The organism is Azospirillum sp. CT11-132 (genome assembly GCF_047302835.1).
Lineage (GTDB): Bacteria > Pseudomonadota > Alphaproteobacteria > Azospirillales > Azospirillaceae > Azospirillum.
The window spans coordinates 2,344,980-2,364,391 of record NZ_JBGLZA010000003.1; the positions used below are offsets into that span (position 1 = coordinate 2,344,980).

The 19,412-nt window shown below is 69.3% G+C and carries 18 protein-coding genes; 8 read left to right on the forward strand and 10 right to left on the reverse strand.

Going from position 1 to position 19,412, the window contains the following annotated elements:
- The first annotated feature begins 40 nt into the window (after positions 1 to 40).
- The 3 genes from ACCD06_RS17075 to ACCD06_RS17085 are packed head-to-tail and all read left to right on the forward strand — an operon-like array spanning position 41 to position 3,140.
- Positions 41 to 181: a hypothetical protein gene (locus ACCD06_RS17075; protein WP_199230887.1), complete on the forward strand. Its 141-nt coding sequence runs from the start codon at positions 41 to 43 to the stop codon at positions 179 to 181.
- The gene (locus ACCD06_RS17080) at positions 162 to 2,036 is read left to right on the forward strand and encodes a hypothetical protein (protein ID WP_413341997.1); all 1,875 of its coding nucleotides are present in this window, start codon (positions 162 to 164) and stop codon (positions 2,034 to 2,036) included. Before ACCD06_RS17075 ends, ACCD06_RS17080 begins: the two co-directional genes overlap by 20 nt.
- A 42-nt stretch (positions 2,037 to 2,078) precedes the next feature.
- Positions 2,079 to 3,140 carry a site-specific tyrosine recombinase XerD gene (locus ACCD06_RS17085; protein ID WP_413341999.1) on the forward strand — a complete coding sequence of 354 codons (1,062 nt, stop codon included), beginning with the start codon at positions 2,079 to 2,081 and terminating at the stop codon, positions 3,138 to 3,140.
- 174 nt (positions 3,141 to 3,314) lie between these two features.
- On the opposite strand, the gene ACCD06_RS17090 is transcribed toward ACCD06_RS17085, so the two are convergent.
- Together ACCD06_RS17090 and ACCD06_RS17095 are read right to left on the reverse strand one after the other, a co-directional pair.
- Positions 3,315 to 3,626 carry a polyhydroxyalkanoic acid system family protein gene (locus tag ACCD06_RS17090; protein ID WP_413342001.1) on the reverse strand — a complete coding sequence of 104 codons (312 nt, stop codon included), beginning with the start codon at positions 3,624 to 3,626 and terminating at the stop codon, positions 3,315 to 3,317.
- Between the two features lie 103 nt (positions 3,627 to 3,729).
- Positions 3,730 to 4,032 (reverse strand): 4a-hydroxytetrahydrobiopterin dehydratase, encoded by a 303-nt coding sequence (locus tag ACCD06_RS17095; RefSeq protein WP_413342003.1) that lies wholly within the window; start codon positions 4,030 to 4,032, stop codon positions 3,730 to 3,732.
- Between the two features lie 156 nt (positions 4,033 to 4,188).
- On the opposite strand from ACCD06_RS17095, the gene ACCD06_RS17100 reads away from it, so the two are divergent.
- Complete coding sequence (locus tag ACCD06_RS17100) at positions 4,189 to 4,539, forward strand: metallopeptidase family protein (RefSeq protein WP_083896940.1); 351 nt, start codon at positions 4,189 to 4,191, stop codon at positions 4,537 to 4,539.
- A gap of 29 nt (positions 4,540 to 4,568) precedes the next feature.
- On the opposite strand, the gene ACCD06_RS17105 is transcribed toward ACCD06_RS17100, so the two are convergent.
- Together ACCD06_RS17105 and cobB are read right to left on the reverse strand one after the other, a co-directional pair.
- Entirely contained in the window at positions 4,569 to 5,180 is a 612-nt protein-coding gene (locus ACCD06_RS17105) for a uracil-DNA glycosylase family protein (RefSeq protein WP_109074377.1), read from the reverse strand.
- Entirely contained in the window at positions 5,173 to 5,913 is a 741-nt protein-coding gene (gene cobB / locus ACCD06_RS17110; RefSeq protein ID WP_413342006.1) for a Sir2 family NAD+-dependent deacetylase, read from the reverse strand. The genes ACCD06_RS17105 and cobB overlap by 8 nt, the downstream gene beginning before the upstream one ends.
- A gap of 108 nt (positions 5,914 to 6,021) precedes the next feature.
- On the opposite strand from cobB, the gene ACCD06_RS17115 reads away from it, so the two are divergent.
- Together ACCD06_RS17115 and ACCD06_RS17120 are read left to right on the forward strand one after the other, a co-directional pair.
- Entirely contained in the window at positions 6,022 to 6,519 is a 498-nt protein-coding gene (locus tag ACCD06_RS17115; RefSeq protein WP_413342008.1) for a low molecular weight protein-tyrosine-phosphatase, read from the forward strand.
- A gap of 69 nt (positions 6,520 to 6,588) precedes the next feature.
- The gene (locus tag ACCD06_RS17120) at positions 6,589 to 7,785 is read left to right on the forward strand and encodes a sensor histidine kinase (RefSeq protein ID WP_413342010.1); all 1,197 of its coding nucleotides are present in this window, start codon (positions 6,589 to 6,591) and stop codon (positions 7,783 to 7,785) included.
- Positions 7,786 to 7,801: 16 nt separating this feature from the next.
- Here ACCD06_RS17120 and ACCD06_RS17125 read toward each other — a convergent pair whose 3' ends face one another.
- The 5 genes from ACCD06_RS17125 to ACCD06_RS17145 all read right to left on the reverse strand — a co-directional run bounded on the left by ACCD06_RS17125 (position 7,802) and on the right by ACCD06_RS17145 (position 13,153).
- Positions 7,802 to 8,275: a DUF2000 family protein gene (locus ACCD06_RS17125; protein ID WP_413342012.1), complete on the reverse strand. Its 474-nt coding sequence runs from the start codon at positions 8,273 to 8,275 to the stop codon at positions 7,802 to 7,804.
- Positions 8,276 to 8,319: 44 nt separating this feature from the next.
- Positions 8,320 to 9,165 carry an AraC family ligand binding domain-containing protein gene (locus ACCD06_RS17130; RefSeq protein WP_413342014.1) on the reverse strand — a complete coding sequence of 282 codons (846 nt, stop codon included), beginning with the start codon at positions 9,163 to 9,165 and terminating at the stop codon, positions 8,320 to 8,322.
- A gap of 13 nt (positions 9,166 to 9,178) precedes the next feature.
- A complete protein-coding gene (gene fliG / locus ACCD06_RS17135) occupies positions 9,179 to 10,201 on the reverse strand; it encodes a flagellar motor switch protein FliG (protein ID WP_109074382.1) in 1,023 nt (340 codons plus the stop codon).
- Positions 10,202 to 10,391: 190 nt separating this feature from the next.
- Positions 10,392 to 11,771, reverse strand: coding sequence for a leucyl aminopeptidase family protein (locus ACCD06_RS17140; RefSeq protein WP_136704885.1), 1,380 nt, complete (start codon positions 11,769 to 11,771; stop codon positions 10,392 to 10,394).
- Positions 11,772 to 12,475: 704 nt separating this feature from the next.
- Positions 12,476 to 13,153 (reverse strand): alanyl-tRNA editing protein, encoded by a 678-nt coding sequence (locus ACCD06_RS17145; RefSeq protein ID WP_413342017.1) that lies wholly within the window; start codon positions 13,151 to 13,153, stop codon positions 12,476 to 12,478.
- A gap of 236 nt (positions 13,154 to 13,389) precedes the next feature.
- On the opposite strand from ACCD06_RS17145, the gene ACCD06_RS17150 reads away from it, so the two are divergent.
- Together ACCD06_RS17150 and ACCD06_RS17155 are read left to right on the forward strand one after the other, a co-directional pair.
- Complete coding sequence (locus tag ACCD06_RS17150; RefSeq protein ID WP_413342019.1) at positions 13,390 to 14,040, forward strand: glutathione S-transferase family protein; 651 nt, start codon at positions 13,390 to 13,392, stop codon at positions 14,038 to 14,040.
- The gene (locus ACCD06_RS17155) at positions 14,037 to 14,567 is read left to right on the forward strand and encodes a GNAT family N-acetyltransferase (protein ID WP_413342021.1); all 531 of its coding nucleotides are present in this window, start codon (positions 14,037 to 14,039) and stop codon (positions 14,565 to 14,567) included. Before ACCD06_RS17150 ends, ACCD06_RS17155 begins: the two co-directional genes overlap by 4 nt.
- 235 nt (positions 14,568 to 14,802) lie before the next feature.
- Here ACCD06_RS17155 and gltB read toward each other — a convergent pair whose 3' ends face one another.
- Positions 14,803 to 19,350 (reverse strand): glutamate synthase large subunit, encoded by a 4,548-nt coding sequence (gene gltB, locus ACCD06_RS17160; RefSeq protein ID WP_413342023.1) that lies wholly within the window; start codon positions 19,348 to 19,350, stop codon positions 14,803 to 14,805.
- Positions 19,351 to 19,412 lie beyond the last annotated feature (62 nt).

The following is a 19,412-nucleotide window of genomic DNA, read 5'->3' on the forward strand; positions in this document are numbered from 1 at the left end:
GCTCCTCCGTTTTTTTCCGACACAACACGTCCCTGGTGCCATGAGCCGGTTTCTCTCGATCCTCTTCGTCCTGCTGTTGCTGGTGATCGCCGGTGGCGTGGTGTTCCTTGCCTCGTGGGATCTGCCGGCTCCGTCGAAAACGGTGGAGAAGGTTCTGCCGGATGAGCGCTTCCCGCGCTGAACCCCGACCATCGGCCGGGGGCGTCCCCCGGGTCGCGGTTCCGCTGCTGGCCGGGCTGCTGGCGACTGGCTGGGCCATGGCCGCCGCCGCCCAGGCCCTCGGCCCGCCGATCCGGCTGACGCCCGACGTGGCGTCCCCCGCACCCGCTCCGGTCCCAGCCCCGGTCGTCGTGCCGGCCTATCCGCCCGCGGTAACCCCGCCGCCCGCCGTCTCCCCCATGGTGGCGCGGCCGGCGCCCGTCGCGAGCGAGTCGTTGGGTGCGCCCGACCCGGACGGGGCCGGCACCCTCAGCGGCATGCGGGGGTTGGGCGGCGACCCTTGGCGCGGCATCGGCCGGGCGGAGCTTCTGCCCCTGATTGCCGCGCTTCCGGTCGACACCCCGTCCCCCACCGTCAAGGCGCTGGAGCGCCGGCTGCTGTTGAGCGCGGGCTCCCCCGCCGTCGCCACGGGTGAGTCGCCACCGCCCCGCCGTTTCGGCGCCCTGCGCATCGAGAAGCTGGCTCGGCTCGGCGACCCCACCGGGGCGGCCGAGCTGGCCGACCTGCTTCCGGCGGCGTTGGCGGCGGACGAACCGGCGGCCAGGGCACTGACCGATGCGGAGCTGGTGCGCGGCGGCCTGGACTGCACGCGGGCGCTGGCCCGCGGCAGGAGCTTCACCTCCGCCTACTGGAGCAGGCTGGCCCTGTTCTGCCGCGCCCGCGTCGGCGATCAGGCCGGCACCGACGAGGCGCTGGCCACGCTGCGCGGCGCCGGCCGGCGGTCCGACCCGTTCCTGATGGTTGCCGAGGCGCTGGCCGGAGCTGCGCCGCCGCCGGCCCGGATGCTGTCCCTGCAGGGCGACGGCGAGGGGCTGCCGCTGCTGCTCGCCGCCATGCGTACGGCGCGGATCGGCGTGCCGTCCGACCGGCTGCCGCTGGACAGCCCGCCGGCGCTGGCCGCCATCGCCACCAACCCCTCCACCGATCCCACCACCCGCGCCGCCGCCGGCGAGCGGGCGGCGGCCTCGCTGTTCCTCGACGCCCGCCAACTGCTGGACCTCTATGCCCAAGTGCCGGCGGTGGGGGACGAACTGCTGCGGGTGCGCGACATCGCCCAGCGCGACCGCAGCGCCCGCACCCGCGCCCTGGTCCATCAGGCGATGGCGGCGGCGATGGACGGGCGGCGCCGCGTCGCCCTGGCCGCTCTGGCGGTGGAGCTGGTCGATCCGCGCCTGCGCGCCGGCCCGGTCGGCAATGCCGCGGCGGGGCTGCTCGACAGCGTGTCGCCGAGCGGCGACGTCGCGGCGCTGGCACCGGCGGCGGCCCGGCTCTATTACGCGCTGGGCCGACTGGATCAGGCGCGGCGATGGCAGGATCTGGCGCTGCGCAGCGGGCGGAGCGCCGACACCGCCTGGCTGTGGCCGCTGTCCGTGGTCGCCACCGGGCGCGGTGCCGAGGATCCGCGCGCGCTGACCGCATGGCTGGACGAGGCGCTGCGCGGTGCCGACGGCCTTGCCCGCAACCGCATCGCCGGCCAGCTGGCGCTTCTCCAGGCCACCGGAGTCGCCATCCCGGACGAGGCGTGGATGAAGGCCACCGATGGCGCCGGCCCACCCAGCGGCAGCGATGCCGGCGTCGACCCGGCGCTGTGGCAGCGGCTGGGCGACGCCGCGGCCGGCGGCCGCATCGGCGAGACGGTGGCCGTCGCCCTGCTGCTGATAGGGGAGGCCGGACCCGCCGCCCTGCCGCCGGTCGTCACCGCCCGCGTGGCGGCCAACCTGAAGGCGGTCGGGCTGGAGCCGGATGCCCGCGCGCTGGTCCGCGAGGCGATGGCCGCCCTCGCCGGCCCGTCCGTGCCCACCTCGACCGCCGACTGACCTCATGACCGGGGAACCCATCACAACCATGACGCCGACACCATGACCGGCAGCAAGCCCCCAGCCAAAGCCACTGCCAAAGCCGCTGCCACAGCCACTGGCAAAGCCGCCGGCAAACCCGGCGCCAAACGCCGCGGCCGGCCGTGCAAGCCGCGCACGCTCGCCACCTCCCCGCATCTGGACGCCTTCCTCGACATGCTGACGGCGGAGCGCGGGGCGGCGGTGAACACGCGGCTGGCCTATGAGCGCGACCTCGCCGACCTCGGCCGCTGGCTGGCCCAGCGTAGCGTGGCGCTGGAGGCGGCCGGGACCGAGGACCTGCGTGCCTATCTGGCGGTGCAAAGCAAGGACGGCGCGCCGCGCACCGTGGCGCGGCGGCTGTCGGCGATGCGGCAGTTCTACCGCTTCCTGCTGTCGGAAGGCCGCCGCGTCGACGATCCCGCCTCGCCGCTCGACAGCCCCAAGCAGGGCCGCCCGCTGCCCAAGATCCTGACGGAGGCGGAGGTCGGCGCCATGCTGTCCACCGCCGAGGCGCGCGGCGGGCCGGAGGGGCTGCGGCTGGTGGCGCTGCTGGAGGTGCTCTACGCCACCGGCCTGCGCGTGTCGGAACTGGTCGGCCTGCCGATGACCGCGATCATGCGCGACGGCCGCGGCCTGCTGGTGCGCGGCAAGGGCGGCAAGGAGCGGATGGTGCCGCTGTCCGACCCGGCGCTGGCAGCGCTGGCCGGCTACATCCCGTTGCGCGGCCACTTCATCCCGCCGGCTGCCGGAGCGGACGCCGGGCACAGCCCCTTTCTGTTCCCGTCACGCAGCTCCGGCGAAGGGCACCTGACGCGCCAGCGCTTCGCCCAGTTGTTGAAGCAACTCGCCATCGACTCCGGCATCGACCCGGAGAAGGTCAGCCCCCACGTCCTGCGCCACGCCTTCGCCACCCATCTGCTCGACCATGGCGCCGACCTGCGTTCCGTTCAGAAGATGCTGGGCCATGCCGACATCGCGACGACGCAGATCTACACCCATGTGGTGACCGAACGGCTGAAGAAGGTCATGCACGACCACCACCCGCTGGCGCGGCGCAAGGTGGACGAGCCTTCGGAGGGGTAGGGGAGGTAAGGATGGGTGGGGAGGTGCGGGCTTCGATTGCCCCCTCCTAACCTCCCCCGCTTCGCAGGGGAGGGACTGCCGCTGCCTTCCCAATCAAGCACTCGCTCCCTCTCCCGCGAGAGCGGGGGAGGGTTGGGGAGGGGGCATCGTCGGCCGACACCTCCCCACAAACCCTTACTTCTTCTCCAGCATCAGCGTGCCCTGGCGGGACACCTTGTTCTTGATCTTGTCGGCCAGCAGCGCCAGCGCCCAGGGTAGCTGCACCTCCATCTCGACGCTGTCGTCCAGCACGTCGATGTGACCGGCAATGGTCTGGGCCAGCGCCACGACGCGGAAGTTCAGGCGGTCGTCGGTCCAGCTGTCGTCGACGCTGGCCGCCACGGCGCTGAGGCGCGCCCGCACCTCGCCCATGCCGTCGACCAACCGGCGCTTGGCCTCCGCCCGGCCGAGCGAGTGGGGGATGGACAGGGTCAAGGGTTTCGGCATGGTCGGCGGCTCCGCACTGCACGGGTCGGGTGTCCCGCCGGTACCGCACCGACGGGACAAGGGTAACGCCCGTGGTGGGCCGATGGGTCCCGTGCCAGCCACCTCAGCGGTCGTGCAGCGGCGCCATCTGGTCCAGGCGGTGGGCGAAGTCGATGTCGGCCTGGGTCACGGCGTCGGCGCTGCGGGTGTAGAGGATCACCTCGACCCGGCCGACGTCGTTGAACCATTCGGGGTGGTGGCCGGTCTTCTCGGCCAGCAAGGCGACCTGGGTCATGAAGCCCCAGGCGGCCGGGAAATTGGCGAAATGGTAGGTCTTGCGGATGGCGTCGCGCTCCAACACCTCCGCCCAGCCGTGCAGTTCCTTAAGCGCCGTCTGGCGATTCGTGCCGACAAGGCGATCGGACATGATGACCTCCCTTTCCTTCGTCACTCTTTTGCCGTCACTCTTTTTGCCGCCCGCAGCTTCTTGGCGAACGGGCAGCGGTTCGCTACCTTCTGCGGCATGATACGGAAACCTTCAGGTCCCCATACGGTTCCGCCCACGGTCGAAGACCTGGAGCGCATGGCCGAAGAGGCGCTCGACACCATCCCGGCGGAGCTGCTCGCCCCGGTCGGGAACCTCGTCATCCATGTCGAGGATTTTCCCGATGAGGATACCGAGCGGGAGATGGAGCTGGAAAGCCCATTCGACCTGTTGGGGCTCTATCGGGGCGTGGATCTGACGCGGCAAAGCGTCGCCGACCTGCGCGGCGGGCCGGACATGATCTTCCTCTACCGCCGCCCGATCCTGGATTACTGGTGCGAGACGGGGGAGGAGCTGCCCGCCATCGTCCGCCATGTCCTGATCCACGAGATCGGCCACCATTTCGGCTTCTCCGACGAGGACATGGAGCGGATCGAGACCATGGAGTAGGCGGGGGGAGTAGGGCGGGGCAGGGCCGTTCAGCCCTCCAGCGCGTCGGCCACCCGGCGGCGCAGTGCCGGCACCAGCTCCTCATCGAACCAGGGGTTGCGGTTCAGCCAGGCGGTGTTGCGCCAGCTCGGGTGCGGCAGCGGCATGAAGGCCGGGCCGTACTCGCGCCAGCTCGCCACCGTCTCCGTCATCGTCGCCTTGCGCCGCTCGCCCAGGTAATGCGTCTGGGCGTACTGCCCGATCAGCAGGGTCAGCCGCACGCCCGACAGCGCGTCGAGCAGCGGCGGGTGCCACAGCGGCGCGCATTCGGGCCGCGGCGGGTAATCGCCGCCCTTCGGCATGGTCCCGGGATAGCACAGCCCCATCGGCACCACGGCGATGCGGGATTCGTCGTAGAAGGCGGCGCGGTCCATCGCCAGCCACTTGCGCAGCCGGTCGCCGGAGGGATCGTCCCAGGGAATGCCGCTGGCATGCACCCGCGCGCCGGGCGCCTGCCCGACGATCAGCAGGCGGGCGGTCGGGCTGCCGCGCACGACCGGGCGGCAGCCATGGGGCAGCACCCCCGCACACAGCGTGCAGGCGCGCACCCTCGCGAACAGGCGGTCGAGGCTTGAGCCGCCTTCGGCAATGTCATCAGACAAGCGTCAGCAAATCCTGGACGAAGGCCGGCACCACCTCGGTCGCCGGGCCGTGGATCGAGCTGTGGAAATAGGAGGCGCCCTCCGACGGTTCCAGGTTCAGCTCGACCGTATAGGCGCCAGCCGACCGCGCCTCCGCGACGAATCCGGCGGCGGGATAGACATGGCCGGAGGTGCCTATGGAGATGAACAGGTCGCATTCCTCCAACGCCCGCTGGATGCGCTCCATCTGATAGGGCATCTCGCCGAACCACACCACGTCGGGCCGCATGCCGCCCTTGCGCCCGCAGGTCAGGCAATGGTCGTGCACCGACAGGTCTCCCTGCACCTCCGTCACCGTGCGGCAATGCAGGCAGAAGGCCTTCAGCAGCTCGCCATGCATGTGCAGCGGCGCAACAGACCCGCCGCGCTCGTGCAGATCGTCGATATTCTGCGTGACCAGCAGGACGTTGCCCTTCCAGCGCCGCTCCAGCTCCGCCAGCGCCTTGTGCGCCGCGTTGGGCTGCACCGCCGGGTCGGCGAGGCCGCGGCGGCGGTCGTTGTAGAAGCGATGGACGAGGTCGGGGTTGCGCGCGAACCCTTCCGGCGTCGCCACATCCTCCAGATCGACCTGGCTCCAGATGCCGCCGGCGCAGCGGAAGGTGTCCAGCCCCGATTCCTTGGAGATCCCGGCCCCGGTCAGGATGACGATCGAGTCGGTCGGACGCAGTCGGTTGGTCAGCGCGGGTGAGGGCATGGGATCCCCTTAGCGGTTCGGAAACCGGTCATGTGGAAAACTGCTGCGGCGTACGCTCGTCGCGCCCGGAAGTAAAGCCGCTGAAAAGAAAGAAGGGGGATACCGCAGGTGGTCAAGGTCCTGTTCGTCTGCACGGGCAACATCTGCCGCTCGCCCACAGCCGAGGGGGTGTTCCGCCATCTGGCCGAACGCGCCGGTCTCGGCCGTCCTGTGATCGCCGACTCCGCCGGCACCCACAGCTACCACGTCGGCGAGCCGCCCGACCCGCGCACCCAACGCGCGGCGCTGGCCCGCGGCGTCGACCTGTCGGCTTTGCGCGCCCGCAAGGTGGTGGCGGCCGACTTCACCCGCTTCGACCACATCCTGGCGATGGACCACGGCCATCTGGCCCAGCTGCGCCGCATCGCTCCGCCGGGCGCCACCGCCGCGCTCCGCCTGTTCCTGGACGACGCGCCCGGTCTGGAAGGGCGGGAGGTGCCCGATCCCTATTATGGTGGTCCCGACGGGTTCGAAGAGGTGCTGGACCTGTGCGAGGCCGGATCGCGCGGCTTGCTGGACCGCCTGTCGCGGGAAAGCACATTTCCGATTCGCGAAAGCATCGGTTAACGTGTCGCAGTTCCCCGGCTGCTTGGTCTATGCTGCCGGGACTAAGCCCTTTCGGAGCATCCGTCAGCCATGACCAGCGCAGCCACCGGCACCACCACGCCCGGCGGGATCCTCGACGGCATCGTCCTGTTCGAGGCCTTCACGCCGGAGGAGCGCGCCGCGGTGGCCTCGCGCGGGCGGGTGTTCGACGCTGCGGCCGGCACGGTGCTGATGCGCGAGGGAGATGTCGCCAACTCGCTCTACGTCCTGCTCGACGGCACGGTGCGGGTGGTGCGCAACGACCCGTTCGGCAGTCAGGTGGAGGTCGGCTTCCGCCGCGCCGGCGACTGTTTCGGCGAGATGGCGCTGATCGACGGCGGCGCCCGCTCCGCCTCCGTCATCGCCGCCACGCCGGTGACGGTGTTCGAACTGGAACGCGACCTGTTCCTGGCGCTGATCTCGCCCTCGCCCGACCTGCTGGCGAAGCTGCTGCGCGAACTCAGCCGAATGATCCGCGAGGTGTCGGAACGGGTGGTGCGCGAGGATCTGGAACGCCGCGCCCGCATCGCCGAATCGGCGCTGGCCCGTCAGCGCGCCATCACTCAGGCGGTGACCGGGCTGGCGCATGAACTGAACACACCGCTCGGCGTCTGCGTCACCGCCGCCAGCCACCTGCAGGATCTGGCCCGGCCCGGCAGCGGCCCGCTGTCGTCCGAGGAATTGCGGGAACCGGCAGCCTTGCTCGACGCCAACCTTGCCCGTGCGGTGGAGCTGGTGGAGGCGTTTTCCGCCATCGCCGCCTGCCAGAACTCCGAACCGCTGGAGGCGCTGGAGTTGCGCCGCATGGCGGAGGATGCGGCGGCCCTGTTCGCCGTCCAGCATCCCGACCTGCCGCTGGTCATCCGGGTCGCACCGGGCCCCGCCTGCCCCTGGATCGGCTGTGCCCCGCATCTGGACCGGGTGCTGCACCACCTGTTCGCCAACGCCGCCGCCCATGGCTATGGCGGCGGTCCGGGCGAAGTCGAGGTGACGATCCGGCCGGCGAAGCTGGACGCGGTCCCGGCCTGGAGCCTCACCGTCCGCGACCGCGGCGCCGGCATTCCGGCCAGCAACCTGCCGACCCTGACCGACGCCTTCTTCACCACCGCCCGCGGCCGCGGCCACAAGGGGCTGGGGCTGGCGGTGGTTTTCAACACGGTGACCGGGCCGCTCGGCGGCCGTCTTGCCTTCGACAGCAAGCCGGGCGCCGGCACCGCCGTGACGATCACGGTGCCGCAGGAGCTGTGACGGGCAGGGGGATCCCTCATCCGTGCAGGGCAAGTCCCTTCACCGTCTTGTCGACCGCCTTCTTCGGCCCGCGCAGGGCCAGCCCGACCAGATCGGGCGCGTTCGGGTCCTCTGCCTGGAAAGCCGCGCGATTGGCGGCGTCGTGGCCGGTGCCGAACATCGCCGCGACATAGGGCACCAGCGTCAGCCCCCGTTCCAGCGCGGCATCGCGGACGGCCCGCAGCTGCCCGCCGTCGGCGGTGAAGATCATCATCGGCTGACCCAGCATCCGGCCATAGCGGCGGTCGGCGCCGTCGACATACTCCTCCCCCAGCGCGTCCGGCGCGGCGGCGGCGATCCCGGTGGCGAGGAAGGCGGCGACGTTCAGCTTCTGCCACACGGCCAGGTCGGCGCGGATGACCAGCGCGACCTTGGTGTCGAAACGAATGGGGGTGTCGAAGCGGACGGGGGCGTCCGCGGGATTGGCTTCGGTCATCAGGCTATCGGGCATGGTGGTCGTCTCCTTTGCCCAACCAGATGCCGGATGATCGCGCCTCAGTCTGGAACGTTCGTGCACAGATCGCGATAGGCGGCCGGCGTCAGGCCATAGGCGCGACGGAACCAGCGGCCGAGATGGCTCTGGTCGGCGAATCCGACCTCCGCCGCAACCAGGGCCGGCGTCTCGCCCTCGGCCAGCCTTCGCCGGGCGGCGCGAAGGCGCAGCCGGACCAGATAGGCGTGCGGCGACAGGCCGAAGGCGGCGCGGAAGGTGCGGTTCAGCCGGAAGCGGTCGACGCCGGCCGCCGCCGCCAGCTCGTCCAGCCCGACATCCTCGGCCATCCGGGCATGCAGCAGCTCACGCGCCAGGGCGGCGGCGCGGTCGGGACGCAGCGGCCGGCGCTCCTGCGGCGGGGCCATATGGCCGGCCAGCCTCGCCGCCAGCCGGTCGACCGACAGGTCGCGGGCCAGCCGCCCCTCGCGCTGGTGCAGGGCCAGGAAGGCGGAGCGGATCGTCGCCGCAAGGCCGGGATCGTCGGCCAGCGTGTCGCGGAAGCCCAGCGGCATGCCGCCACCCCGCGGCATCAGGCTGCGCAGCGCCTCGCTGCGGGCGGACAGCAGCGGCACCGGCAGATAGAGCATGGCATAGGTGAAGCCCTCTTCCCCCGGGCTGTGGCCGTCATGGGCCTCGCCGGGTTCGATCAGGATGACGCGGCCGGGGATGCTGGTGTGCAGCCGCCGCCGGCAGCGGAAGGCCTGCACCCCCTGCTCGGTGACCCCGACCAGCAGCTCGTCATGGTCGTGCAGGTCATAGGCATGGCCGCGGAAATGGGCGCGGATGGTTTCGATGCCGGTCTCCGCATCGCGGCGCACCGCCACCCAGTCGTCCTTTCCGCCGGGCACCCCGTCCTCCCGATCAGTAGATCAGCTCGTTCTCGCCGCCGCCCTCGGAGATGACCAGTTCGCCGCGGGCGGCAAGGTCCTTCGCCAGCTGGACCATGTACATCTGCGCCTCGTCCACGTCGCGGACGCGCACCGGACCCATGGCGGCCATATCCTCGCGCAGGATCTTGGCGGCGCGTTCGGACATGTTGGAGAAGAACAGGTCCTTCAGCGTTTCCGAAGCCCCCTTCAATGCGGTTCCCAGCTTCTGCTTGTCCACGGTGCGCAGCATCGTCTGGACGCCGCTGGGATCGAGCTTCGACAGATCCTCGAAGGTGAACATCAGCGACTTGATGCGCTCGGCGCTGTCGCGATTGCGTTCCTCCAGGGCGGCCATGAAGCGGTGCTCGGTGGTGCGGTCCAGACCGTTGAAGATCTCCGCCAGCATCTCGTGGCTGTCGCGCCGGCTGGTGCGGGCGAGGTTGGTCATGAACTCCGTGCGCAGGGTGCGCTCGACGTCGTCCAGGACCTCCTTCTGCACTGCCTCCATGCGCAGCATGCGCATGATGACCTCCATGGCGAAGCTTTCCGGCAGCTGGGTCAGCACGCGGCCGGCATGCTCGGGACGGATCTTGGACAGGACCACCGCGACGGTCTGCGGATACTCGTTCTTCAGATAGTTGGACAGCACCGACTCGTTGACGTTCGCCAGCTTGTCCCACATCGTCCGGCCGGCCGGACCACGGATTTCCTCCATGATCTGGTCGACCTTGTCCTTCGGCAGGGTCTTCAGCAGCAGGCGCTCGGTCGAATCGAAGGAACCAACAAGAGAGCCGGTGGCCGACATCTGCTCGGCGAACTCGACGAACAGGCGCTCGATCAGGTTGGCCGACACCGTGCCCAGGTTCGCCATCACCTGGGACAGTTCCTTGATCTCCTCGTCGTCCATCAGGGAGAACAGTCTGGTGGCATGCTCCTCGCCCAGCGCGAGCATCATGATGGCGGCCTTTTCCGGGCCGGTGAGGGTCCGGTAATCCTCGCGAACCTTCAACGCCATCTGTCCGCCTCCGCCGCCACCGCCACCGCCCACCTCGCGTTGGGGGCGAGCGGTTCATTCTTACACGTCAGGTTTCCTGATCTTCCGTTTTAATACGATCTTCTGTGGCATTCCATCCCCTCACGGGAGAAAGGCGGGGACAAATTCAGCCCATTCCCCGCCCCTCCTGCCGTCTTCCGCGGCTGTACCGTCAGCCGAACCGCTTGGCGATCACCGCATAGGCGGCGCGCAGGCCCAGCGCCTCGCCGCCTTCCGGACGGCCGGGACGGGCCGAACCGTTCCAGGCATAGGTGTCGAGATGCGCCCAGGGCGTGCCCTTCGACACGAATTCCTGCAGGAACAGCCCGGCGGTGATGGCGCCGGCGAAGCCGTTGGTGGTGACGTTGTTGATGTCGGCCACCTTGCTGTCCAGCCCCTTGCGGTAGGGCGCCCACAGCGGCAGCCGCCACATCGGGTCGTCGACCGCCGTTCCGGCCTCCGTCAGGTCGTTGGCCAGCGCGTCGTCGTTGCACATCAGCGCCGGCAGGTCGGGGCCGAGCGCCACGCGGGCGGCGCCGGTCAGGGTGGCGAAGTCGATCAGCAGCTCCGGCTTCTCCGAATCCGCCTCGGCCAGGGCATCGCACAGGATCAGGCGTCCCTCGGCGTCGGTGTTGCCGACCTCCACCGTCAGGCCCTTGCGCGTCTTCAGCACGTCCTGCGGCTTGAAGCTGTCGCCCGACACGACATTCTCCACCGCCGGCACCAGCACGCGCAGCCGCACCGGAAGCCCGGCCATCATGATCATCCGGCCGAGCGCCAGCGCATGCGCCGCCCCACCCATGTCCTTCTTCATGATCAGCATGGCGGACGACGGCTTCAGGTCCAGCCCGCCGGTGTCGAAGCAGACGCCCTTGCCGACGATGGTGACCTTGGGGTGTTCCGGGTTGCCCCAGCGCAGGTCGATCAGCCGCGGTTCGCGCGGGCTGGCGCGGCCGACGGCGTGGATGGCGGGATAGTCGCGGTCGAGCAGGTCCTGCCCGACGATCACCTCGACCGCCGCGTCGAACTCGGCGGCCAGATCCTGCGCCGCCTGGGCCAGTTCCGCCGGTCCCATGTCGCAGGCGGGGGTGTTCACCAGATCGCGCACCAGCCAGGTGGCGGTCGCCGCCCGCTCCACCTCGCCGTGGTCGGCCTCCGCCGGCCAGACCAGATTGGCGAAGCCCTTCTCCGGCGGCTTCTTGTAGCGGCTGAAGCGGTAGCTGCCGAGCGCCCAGCCCAGCGCCGCCCGCGTCGCCGCCCGCGCGTCCAGCGCCGCGTCGATCCGGTAGGAGCCGGCCGGCAGGGAGGACGGCAGGCCGGCGAAGGCCCACAGGTCGTCGACGGCCGACACGCCGGCCAACACATGGGCGACGGCGCCGTCCGGCCCCGGCAGGAACACGGTCGATCCGGCCTCGCCGGTGAAGCCCACCGCCTTGACCCAGGAGGCGACGGCCGGCGATTGCCCGGCCAGCCAGTCGGCCAGCCCGGCCTTGGTCACGGGGGTGAGGGCGACGGTGTCCGGACCGTCAACGGCAAGCAGGGTGGCGAGCAAGACTGAGGATCCTTCTCACGAGATCACGTCACGCATCCGACACGGATGCCCATCCCCCAAGGATGGCGCGCCGGGCGGCGGCTGGAAAGGGGTGGCATGCGCCGGGCAGGCATGGGCGGGCTGTGAAAGTCGGGGGATGGAACAGGATGGAACGGTTTTCCAGGCATGTTCCACTGTTCCATCGATCGCCATGCCCCATCCGTCGCGTCGTTTCGACGGGCGCGGATGGAACACCGTGAAACAGCTTTCCGGTGATGTTCCATTGTTCCCTGCGCCGGGCGGGTCGCGGTTGGGCGATGCCGCCGGAACGGCATAGGGTGATCGGTTGCAATGGAACGGTGGATCGAAGACATGCCCCTCTCCCCGATTTCATAGGTAAGTTATCCTAACACAGAGAGTGGAGGCCGCCAGTGATTGAATGAACCGGGATAGCGCAGCAAGGAGGGCGCGGCGATGCCGGGCACGTTGCGAGTGTCCCTTGCCGACCACTACGGGATGCAGGCAACTCAGAGCGATATAAGCCCCTGGAATAAAAAGAACTTTGCGTCACCCCCGCGAAGGCGGGGATCCAGGAAGCTCCGCATTGAAGCGGCTGAAACGGCTGGATTCCCGCCTTCGCGGGAACGACGGCCGAATAGACATCATGATTCCAGTGGTTTGAAGGCCCATGAGATCTGCGCATCCCGTTATTGCCGACCAGGGATTTATTCGCTTGTTGGCTGAGGATTGGCCGACGCCTGAGCATCGGCCAGCGTGATTTCGATCCGCTCCTTGCCCTTGCCGGTGTTGCGACGCTTGAGCGTCAGCGCACCAATCTCGCCCGTTCGGCGCAGATGCGTGCCGCCGCAAGGGACCCGGGCGAAGCCGGGGATCTCCCAGAAGCGGCGCTCGGCCGCCTCGTCGCTGAAGCCGCTCAGGATGGGGGTGTCGGCGGCGACGATGCGCGCCGCCTGTTCGGCGAAGCCGGGCAGCAGCGGGGTCAGCGGCTCGTTCCAGGCGAAGTCGATGCGCGCCTTGTCGGCGGCGATATGGGCGCCGACCTTGTGGATGCCGGGCAGACGGGCCATCACCAGTTCAAGCACGATCTCGGCCGCGAAGTGCAGGCGCATCAGCCGGTAGCGGCGCTCCCAGTCGATCGCCACCGCAACGGCGTCGCCGGGGGCGAGGCGGTGGCCGGGCGCAAGCCTGTAGCGGATCTCGCGGCCGTCCTTGCGGGCTTCCAGCACCTCGAAGCCGCCGATGGTGCCGGCATCGCTCTCCTGCCCACCGGAAAGCGCGTAGAGGATGGTGGCCTCCAATATGACCTCGTCGCCGTCCACCCTGGCAATGCGGGTATCCAGGCAGGTGCGGTAGGGATCGTCCCAGAACAGTTTCCGGGTCATCGGGTGCCTCGCGGAAAGCCACAGATCAACGACGTTTTCCAAATGGATGGCCCATCCACCCATTCAGCCGCCCATCCAGCTGCTCAGTATAGCCGCTCCAATGAAACATCCGGAGGAGGTTTGTCGCGCGGGTAGGGCAGATGCCTGCCCCGGCGCAACCGGAAGGCTTGTTGCGGTCCGTGAGGTGGGTCATGCTCACGCCCCCGCTGTTTGCCCGTTTCGAAAGGTGCCGTCCGATGTCCGACCTGACCCTGGTGATTGGGAACAAGACCTATTCGTCCTGGTCGCTGCGCCCCTGGCTGGCGCTCAAGCACACCGGGCTGGCCTTCACCGAGACCGTCATTCCCCTGCGCCAACCCGACACCGCCGCGCGCATCGCGGCGCATTCGCCGTCGGGCCGCGTGCCGTCCTTGATCCATGACGGGCTGACCGTCTGGGACTCGCTGGCGATCTGCGAATATGTGGCGGAGCTGGCACCCGATGCCGGGCTGTGGCCGGCGGACCGGGCGGCGCGGGCGGTGGCGCGGGCGGTGTCGGCGGAGATGCATTCCGGCTTCGTCTCCCTGCGCACCACCATGTCGATGGATCTCAAGCGCGACCGCAAGGGCCAGGGCATGACCGAGGCGACCGCCGCCGACATCGCCCGGATCGAGGCGCTGTGGGCCGATGCCCGCACCCGCTTCGGCAAGCCGGCGGGCGGGCCGTTCCTGTTCGGCGCCTTCACCATCGCCGACGCCATGTTCGCCCCGGTGGTGACGCGGCTGGAGACCTATGGCGTCGCGGTGTCGCCCGAGTCGCGCGCCTATATGGACGCGGTGCTGGCGCTGCCGGCGATGCGGGAGTGGATCGCGGCGGCCAAGGCGGAGCCGTGGGAATTCGAGCCGTGAGCGATCCCGCCTTTACCATCCGCCGGGCGTGGCCGGACGATGCCGGCGCGGTGGATACGGTGTTGGCGGCCTCCTACCCGGCCCTGATGCCCGCCGGCTATCCGCGGGAGGTGATGGAGCGGGTGCTGCCGATCATCACCCGATCGAATCCGGCGCTGCTGGGCGCCGGAACCTATTATCTGGCAGAGGCGGCGGACGGCACGCCGGTCGGCTGCGGCGGCTGGAGCTTCGACTGGCCGGGCGAGCCGACCCGTGCGCCGCAGCCCGGACTGGCCCATGTCCGGCACTTCGCCACCCATCCCGGCTGGCTGCGCCGTGGCGTCGGGCGGGCGCTGCTCGACCGCTGCGTCGCGGATGCCGCCGCGGCGGGCGCATCGCGGATGCTGTGCTACGCCAGCCTGGTGGCGGAGGAGTTCTATGCCTCGGCCGGCTTCGTCGCGACCGGTCGGACTTCAATGGAGGTTCCGCCCGGCAACCGCTTCGACAGCATCGTCATGGTGCTGGAGTTGCCCCCGACCGCCGGTTGACGCAACCGCAAAAGAAAAACGGCGCGCCGTCCTGCCGGATGGCGCGCCGTTTTCATGTCTGACCCTCGACTCCCTCTCCCCCCTGGGGAGAGGGGCGGGGTGAGGGGGATGCATAGCGTGGGTTTTGTGGGGATCGGGGGCGTACGCGGTTCTTGAAGATCCTCGCTGCGCATCCCCCTCACCCTAACCCTCTCCCCGGGGGGGAGAGGGGATTATCCGCTTCATGCGGAAGTTTTCACTCCGCCGGGATGGCGCGCGGCAGGGTCACCGGCACGGCCAGACGGTGCAGCATCTCCTTCGGAACCACCTGCCAGAAGTGGCCGAGTTCGCGCTGCCAGTCGTTGAGGATCTCGGCGGCGAAACGGCTCTGCGTCTCGGCGACGTGCTCCTCGATCAGGGCGCGGAGCTGGGCCTCGTAATGGGACACCTCGATCCGCTGGAAGATGACGCTTTCCTCGTTGATGTGCAGCGGCAGCGAGTCTTCCGGATCGTACAGGTAGGCCATGCCCCCGGTCATGCCGGCGGCGAAGTTGTCGCCGACCTTGCCCAGGATGACCGCCGTGCCGCCGGTCATGTACTCGCAGCCGTTGGAGCCGCAGCCCTCCACCACCACGGTGGCGCCGGAGTTGCGCACCGCGAACCGCTCACCGGCCTGACCGGCGGCGAACAGCTTGCCGGCGGTGGCGCCGTACAGCACCGTGTTGCCGATGATGGTGTTCTTGTTCGACTCCAGCGGGCTGCTGGTCGCCGGACGGACGACGATGGTGCCGCCCGACAGGCCCTTGCCGACATAGTCGTTGGCGTCGCCCATCACCTCCAGCTTGATGCCCTGGACGGCGAAGGCGCCCAAGGACTGGCCGGCGGTGCCGCGCAGGCGGACGGTGATGTGGCCGGGCTGCAGCCCGAACATCCCGAACTTCCGCGTGACCATCGAGGACAGCCGCGTGCCGATGGCGCGCTGCGTGTTGCGGGCGTTGTAGGCGAGCTGCATCTTCTCGCCTTCCTCGAACAGCGGGCGGGCATCGGCGACGATGCGGGCGTCCAGCGTGTCCGGCACCTCGTTGCGGCCCTGCAGCGTGCAGTAGCGGGCGTTCTCGCCCGGATCGACCTGGGCCAGCAGCGGGTTGAGGTCGAGGTCGTCCAGGTGGGCGCCGCCGCGGCTGACCTGATGCAGCAGGTCGGTGCGGCCGATCACCTCGGTCAGCGAGCGGAAGCCCAGGCGGGCCAGGATCTCGCGGACCTCTTCGGCGAGGAAGGTGAAGAGGTTGACGACCTTCTCCGGCGTGCCGACGAACTTCTCGCGCAGCTTTTCGTCCTGGACGCAGACGCCGACCGGGCAGGTGTTGGAATGGCACTGCCGGACCATGATGCAGCCCATGGCGATCAGGCTGGCGGTGCCGATGCCGAACTCTTCCGCGCCCAGCATGGCGGCGATGACGATGTCGCGGCCGGTCTTCAGGCCGCCGTCGGTGCGCAGCCGCACGCGGTGGCGCAGCTTGTTGAGCGTCAGGACCTGATGGACCTCCGACAGGCCCATCTCCCAGGGCAGGCCGGCGAACTTGATCGAGGTCTGCGGCGAGGCGCCGGTGCCGCCGGAGTTGCCGGAGATCAGGATGATGTCGGCATTCGCCTTGGCGACGCCGGCGGCGATGGTGCCGATGCCCGACCGGCTGACCAGCTTCACCGTGACCTTGGCGTCCGGGTTGATCTGCTTCAGGTCATAGATGAGCTGCGCCAGATCCTCGATCGAATAGATGTCGTGGTGCGGCGGCGGGCTGATGAGCATCACGCCCGGCGTCGAGTGACGCAGCCGCGCGATCATCTCCGTCACCTTGAAGCCGGGCAGCTGGCCGCCTTCGCCGGGCTTGGCGCCCTGGGCGACCTTGATCTCCAGCTCGCGGCACTGGTTCAGGTACTCGGCGGTGACGCCGAAGCGGCCCGACGCCACCTGCTTGATGGCGGAGTTCCAGTTGTCGCCGTTCTTGTCGGGACGGAAGCGCGCCGGATCCTCGCCGCCCTCGCCCGAGTCGGACTTGGCGCCGATGCGGTTCATGGCGACGTTCAGCGTGCCGTGCGCCTCGGGCGACAGGGCGCCCATCGACATGCCCGGCGTGATGAAGCGCTTGCGGATGGCGGTGATGCTCTCCACCTCGTCCACCGGGACGGCGACCTTGGTGGTGCGGAACTCCAGCAGGTCGCGCAGCTGCATCGGCGGCCGCTTGTTCACCTGCTCCGAATACTTCTTGAAGGTGGTGTAGCTGTCGTTGGTGACGGCCTGCTGCAGGGTGTGGATGATCCCACCCTCCCAGCCATGGCGGTCGCCCGACTTGCGGAAGCGGTAGAAGCCGCCGACCGGCAGCGGCAGCGCCTCGCCGGCATAGGCCAGCGCGTGCTGCTCCAGAACCTTCTTCTGGATGCCGTTCAGGCCGATGCCGGAGATGCGGCTGACCATCGCCGGGAAATGCTCGGCGACCAGGGCGCGGCTGAGGCCGATGGCCTCGAAGTTGCCGCCGCCGCGGTAGCTGCTGATGACCGAGATGCCCATCTTGGACATGATCTTCAGCAGGCCGTCGTCGATGGCCTTCTTGTAGTTCGTCATCGCCTTTTCCAGCGACAGCGAGCCGAGCAGGCCGCGGCGCTGGCGCTCGGCCACCGCTTCCTGGGCGAGATAGGCGTTGACGGTGGTGGCGCCGACGCCGATCAGCACCGCGAAGTAATGGGTGTCCAGGCATTCCGCCGTGCGCAGGTTCAGCGAGGTGAAGGTGCGCAGGTTGGAGCGGATCAGGTGCGTGTGGACCGCACCGGTCGCCAGGATGGCCGGGATGGCGGCGCGGGCCGGGCCCATCGCCTCGTCGGTCAGGATGACGTGGTTGGCACCGCCGCGCACGGCATCCTCCGCCTCCTGACGGATGCGGCGCAGCGCGTCGCGCAGGGCGTCGGGGCCGCCGTCCACCGGGAAGGTGGCGTCGATCACCGCCGCCGTCTCGCCCATATACTCCCGCATCGCGTGGAATTCGGCGGTGGTCAGCACCGGGCTGTCGAGTTGCAGCAACCGGGTCTGGCTTTCATCCTCGTCCAGGATGTTGCCGAGGTTGCCCAGGCGCGTCTTCAGGCTCATCACCCGGCGCTCGCGAAGCGAGTCGATGGGCGGGTTGGTGACCTGGGAGAAGTTCTGGCGGAAGAAGTGGTGCAGGCCGCGGTACTTGTCGGACAGCACGGCGATCGGGCTGTCGTCGCCCATCGAGCCGATGGCTTCCTTGCCGTCCTCCGCCATCGGGTGGAGGATCAGCTCCATGTCCTCCATGGCGAGGCCGAAGGCCATCTGGCGACGGCGCAGCTCCTCCTTCTCCATCTCCGACGGCTCGCCCTTCAGCGCGGCGGACTTCACCAGCTCGTCCAGGTGCGTGGTGTTCTTGACCCACTGGCCCCAGGGCTTCTGGGAGGCCAGATGGTCCTTCAGCTCACGGTCGTGGAACAGCTTGCCGGCCTGGAGGTCGACGGCGATCATCTCGCCCGGGCCGAGGCGGCCCTTCTCGATCACCTGGTTCTCCTCGATCTTGACCATGCCGGTCTCGGAGCCGGCGATGATCAGGCCGTCGGTGGTGATGGTGTAGCGCATCGGGCGCAGGCCGTTGCGGTCCATGCCGCCGACGACCCAGCGGCCGTCGGTCATCGCCAGCGCCGCCGGGCCGTCCCACGGCTCCATGACGGAGTTGCAGTAGGCGATCAGGGCCTTGTGGTTGTCCGGCGTGGTCTGCGAGCTGGTCAGCGCCTGCGGCACCAGCATCATCTTGACCATCGGCGCGGTGCGGCCGGCGCGGACCATCACCTCGAACACCGTGTCGAGCGCGCCGGAGTCGGACAGGCCGACGCCGATCACCGGCTTCAGGTCGCCCATGTTGGCGCCGAACACCGGATGCTCCATCCGGGTCTCGTGCGCCTTCATCCAGTTGACGTTGCCCTTCAGCGTGTTGATCTCGCCGTTGTGGGCGAGCATGCGGAAGGGCTGGGCCAGCGGCCAGGTCGGGAAGGTGTTGGTCGAATAGCGCTGGTGGTAGATGGCGAAGGACGACTCGAAGCGGTCGTCGGTCAGGTCCGGATAGAAGGTGGACAGCTGTTCGGCCAGGAACATGCCCTTGTAGATGATCGAGCGCGCCGACAGCGAGCAGATGTAGAAGTCGTTGATGCGCTCGTTCTGCACCGCCTTCTCGATCCGGCGGCGGATGATGTAGAGGTCGAGTTCGAACTGCTCGTCCGACACGCCCTTCGAATTGCCGATGATGATCTGTTCGATCTCGGGCCGGGTGGCGTTGGCCTTCTCGCCGATGATGTCGACGTTGATCGGCACCTGGCGCCAGCCATAGATGTAGTAGCCGAAGGCCAGGATCTCGGTCTCGACGATGCAGCGGCAGGCTTCCTGCGCGTCCAGGCTGATGCGCGGCAGGAAGACCTGACCGACCGCCAGATTGTTCTCCGGCGGGGTGTGGCCGATGACCTTGACGTGGTCCTTGAAGAACTTCTGCGGCACCTGGACATGGATGCCGGCGCCGTCGCCGGTCTTGCCGTCGGCGTCCACCGCGCCGCGGTGCCAGACCGCCTTCAGGGCCTCGATGCCTTTCTCGACCACCGAACGGCGGGGCTTGCCGTCGATCGCGGCGATGAAGCCGACGCCGCAGGCGTCGTGCTCGTCGGCCGGATTGTAGGCGTGGGCAGTGGTCAGCGCCGCGGCGTTGGCGCGGAAATCGGCGACGAACTGCTCACCCTGGTTCAACTCGGTGGTCATGGAACGACCCTTTCACAGTCTGGACGTTGACCTGGGGGGCCGAAGGGAAGGCCCCCTGGGGT

Coding starts and splice junctions, on each gene's coding strand:
- ACCD06_RS17075 (WP_199230887.1), top strand. CDS start 41: ATGAGCCGGTTTCTCTCGATCCTCTTCGTCCTGCTGTTGCTGGTGATC.
- ACCD06_RS17080 (WP_413341997.1), top strand. CDS start 162: ATGAGCGCTTCCCGCGCTGAACCCCGACCATCGGCCGGGGGCGTCCCC.
- ACCD06_RS17085 (WP_413341999.1), top strand. CDS start 2,079: ATGACCGGCAGCAAGCCCCCAGCCAAAGCCACTGCCAAAGCCGCTGCC.
- ACCD06_RS17090 (WP_413342001.1), bottom strand. CDS start 3,626: ATGCCGAAACCCTTGACCCTGTCCATCCCCCACTCGCTCGGCCGGGCG.
- ACCD06_RS17095 (WP_413342003.1), bottom strand. CDS start 4,032: ATGTCCGATCGCCTTGTCGGCACGAATCGCCAGACGGCGCTTAAGGAA.
- ACCD06_RS17100 (WP_083896940.1), top strand. CDS start 4,189: ATGGCCGAAGAGGCGCTCGACACCATCCCGGCGGAGCTGCTCGCCCCG.
- cobB (WP_413342006.1), bottom strand. CDS start 5,913: ATGCCCTCACCCGCGCTGACCAACCGACTGCGTCCGACCGACTCGATC.
- ACCD06_RS17120 (WP_413342010.1), top strand. CDS start 6,589: ATGACCAGCGCAGCCACCGGCACCACCACGCCCGGCGGGATCCTCGAC.
- ACCD06_RS17125 (WP_413342012.1), bottom strand. CDS start 8,275: ATGCCCGATAGCCTGATGACCGAAGCCAATCCCGCGGACGCCCCCGTC.
- fliG (WP_109074382.1), bottom strand. CDS start 10,201: ATGGCGTTGAAGGTTCGCGAGGATTACCGGACCCTCACCGGCCCGGAA.
- ACCD06_RS17145 (WP_413342017.1), bottom strand. CDS start 13,153: ATGACCCGGAAACTGTTCTGGGACGATCCCTACCGCACCTGCCTGGAT.
- ACCD06_RS17150 (WP_413342019.1), top strand. CDS start 13,390: ATGTCCGACCTGACCCTGGTGATTGGGAACAAGACCTATTCGTCCTGG.
- gltB (WP_413342023.1), bottom strand. CDS start 19,350: ATGACCACCGAGTTGAACCAGGGTGAGCAGTTCGTCGCCGATTTCCGC.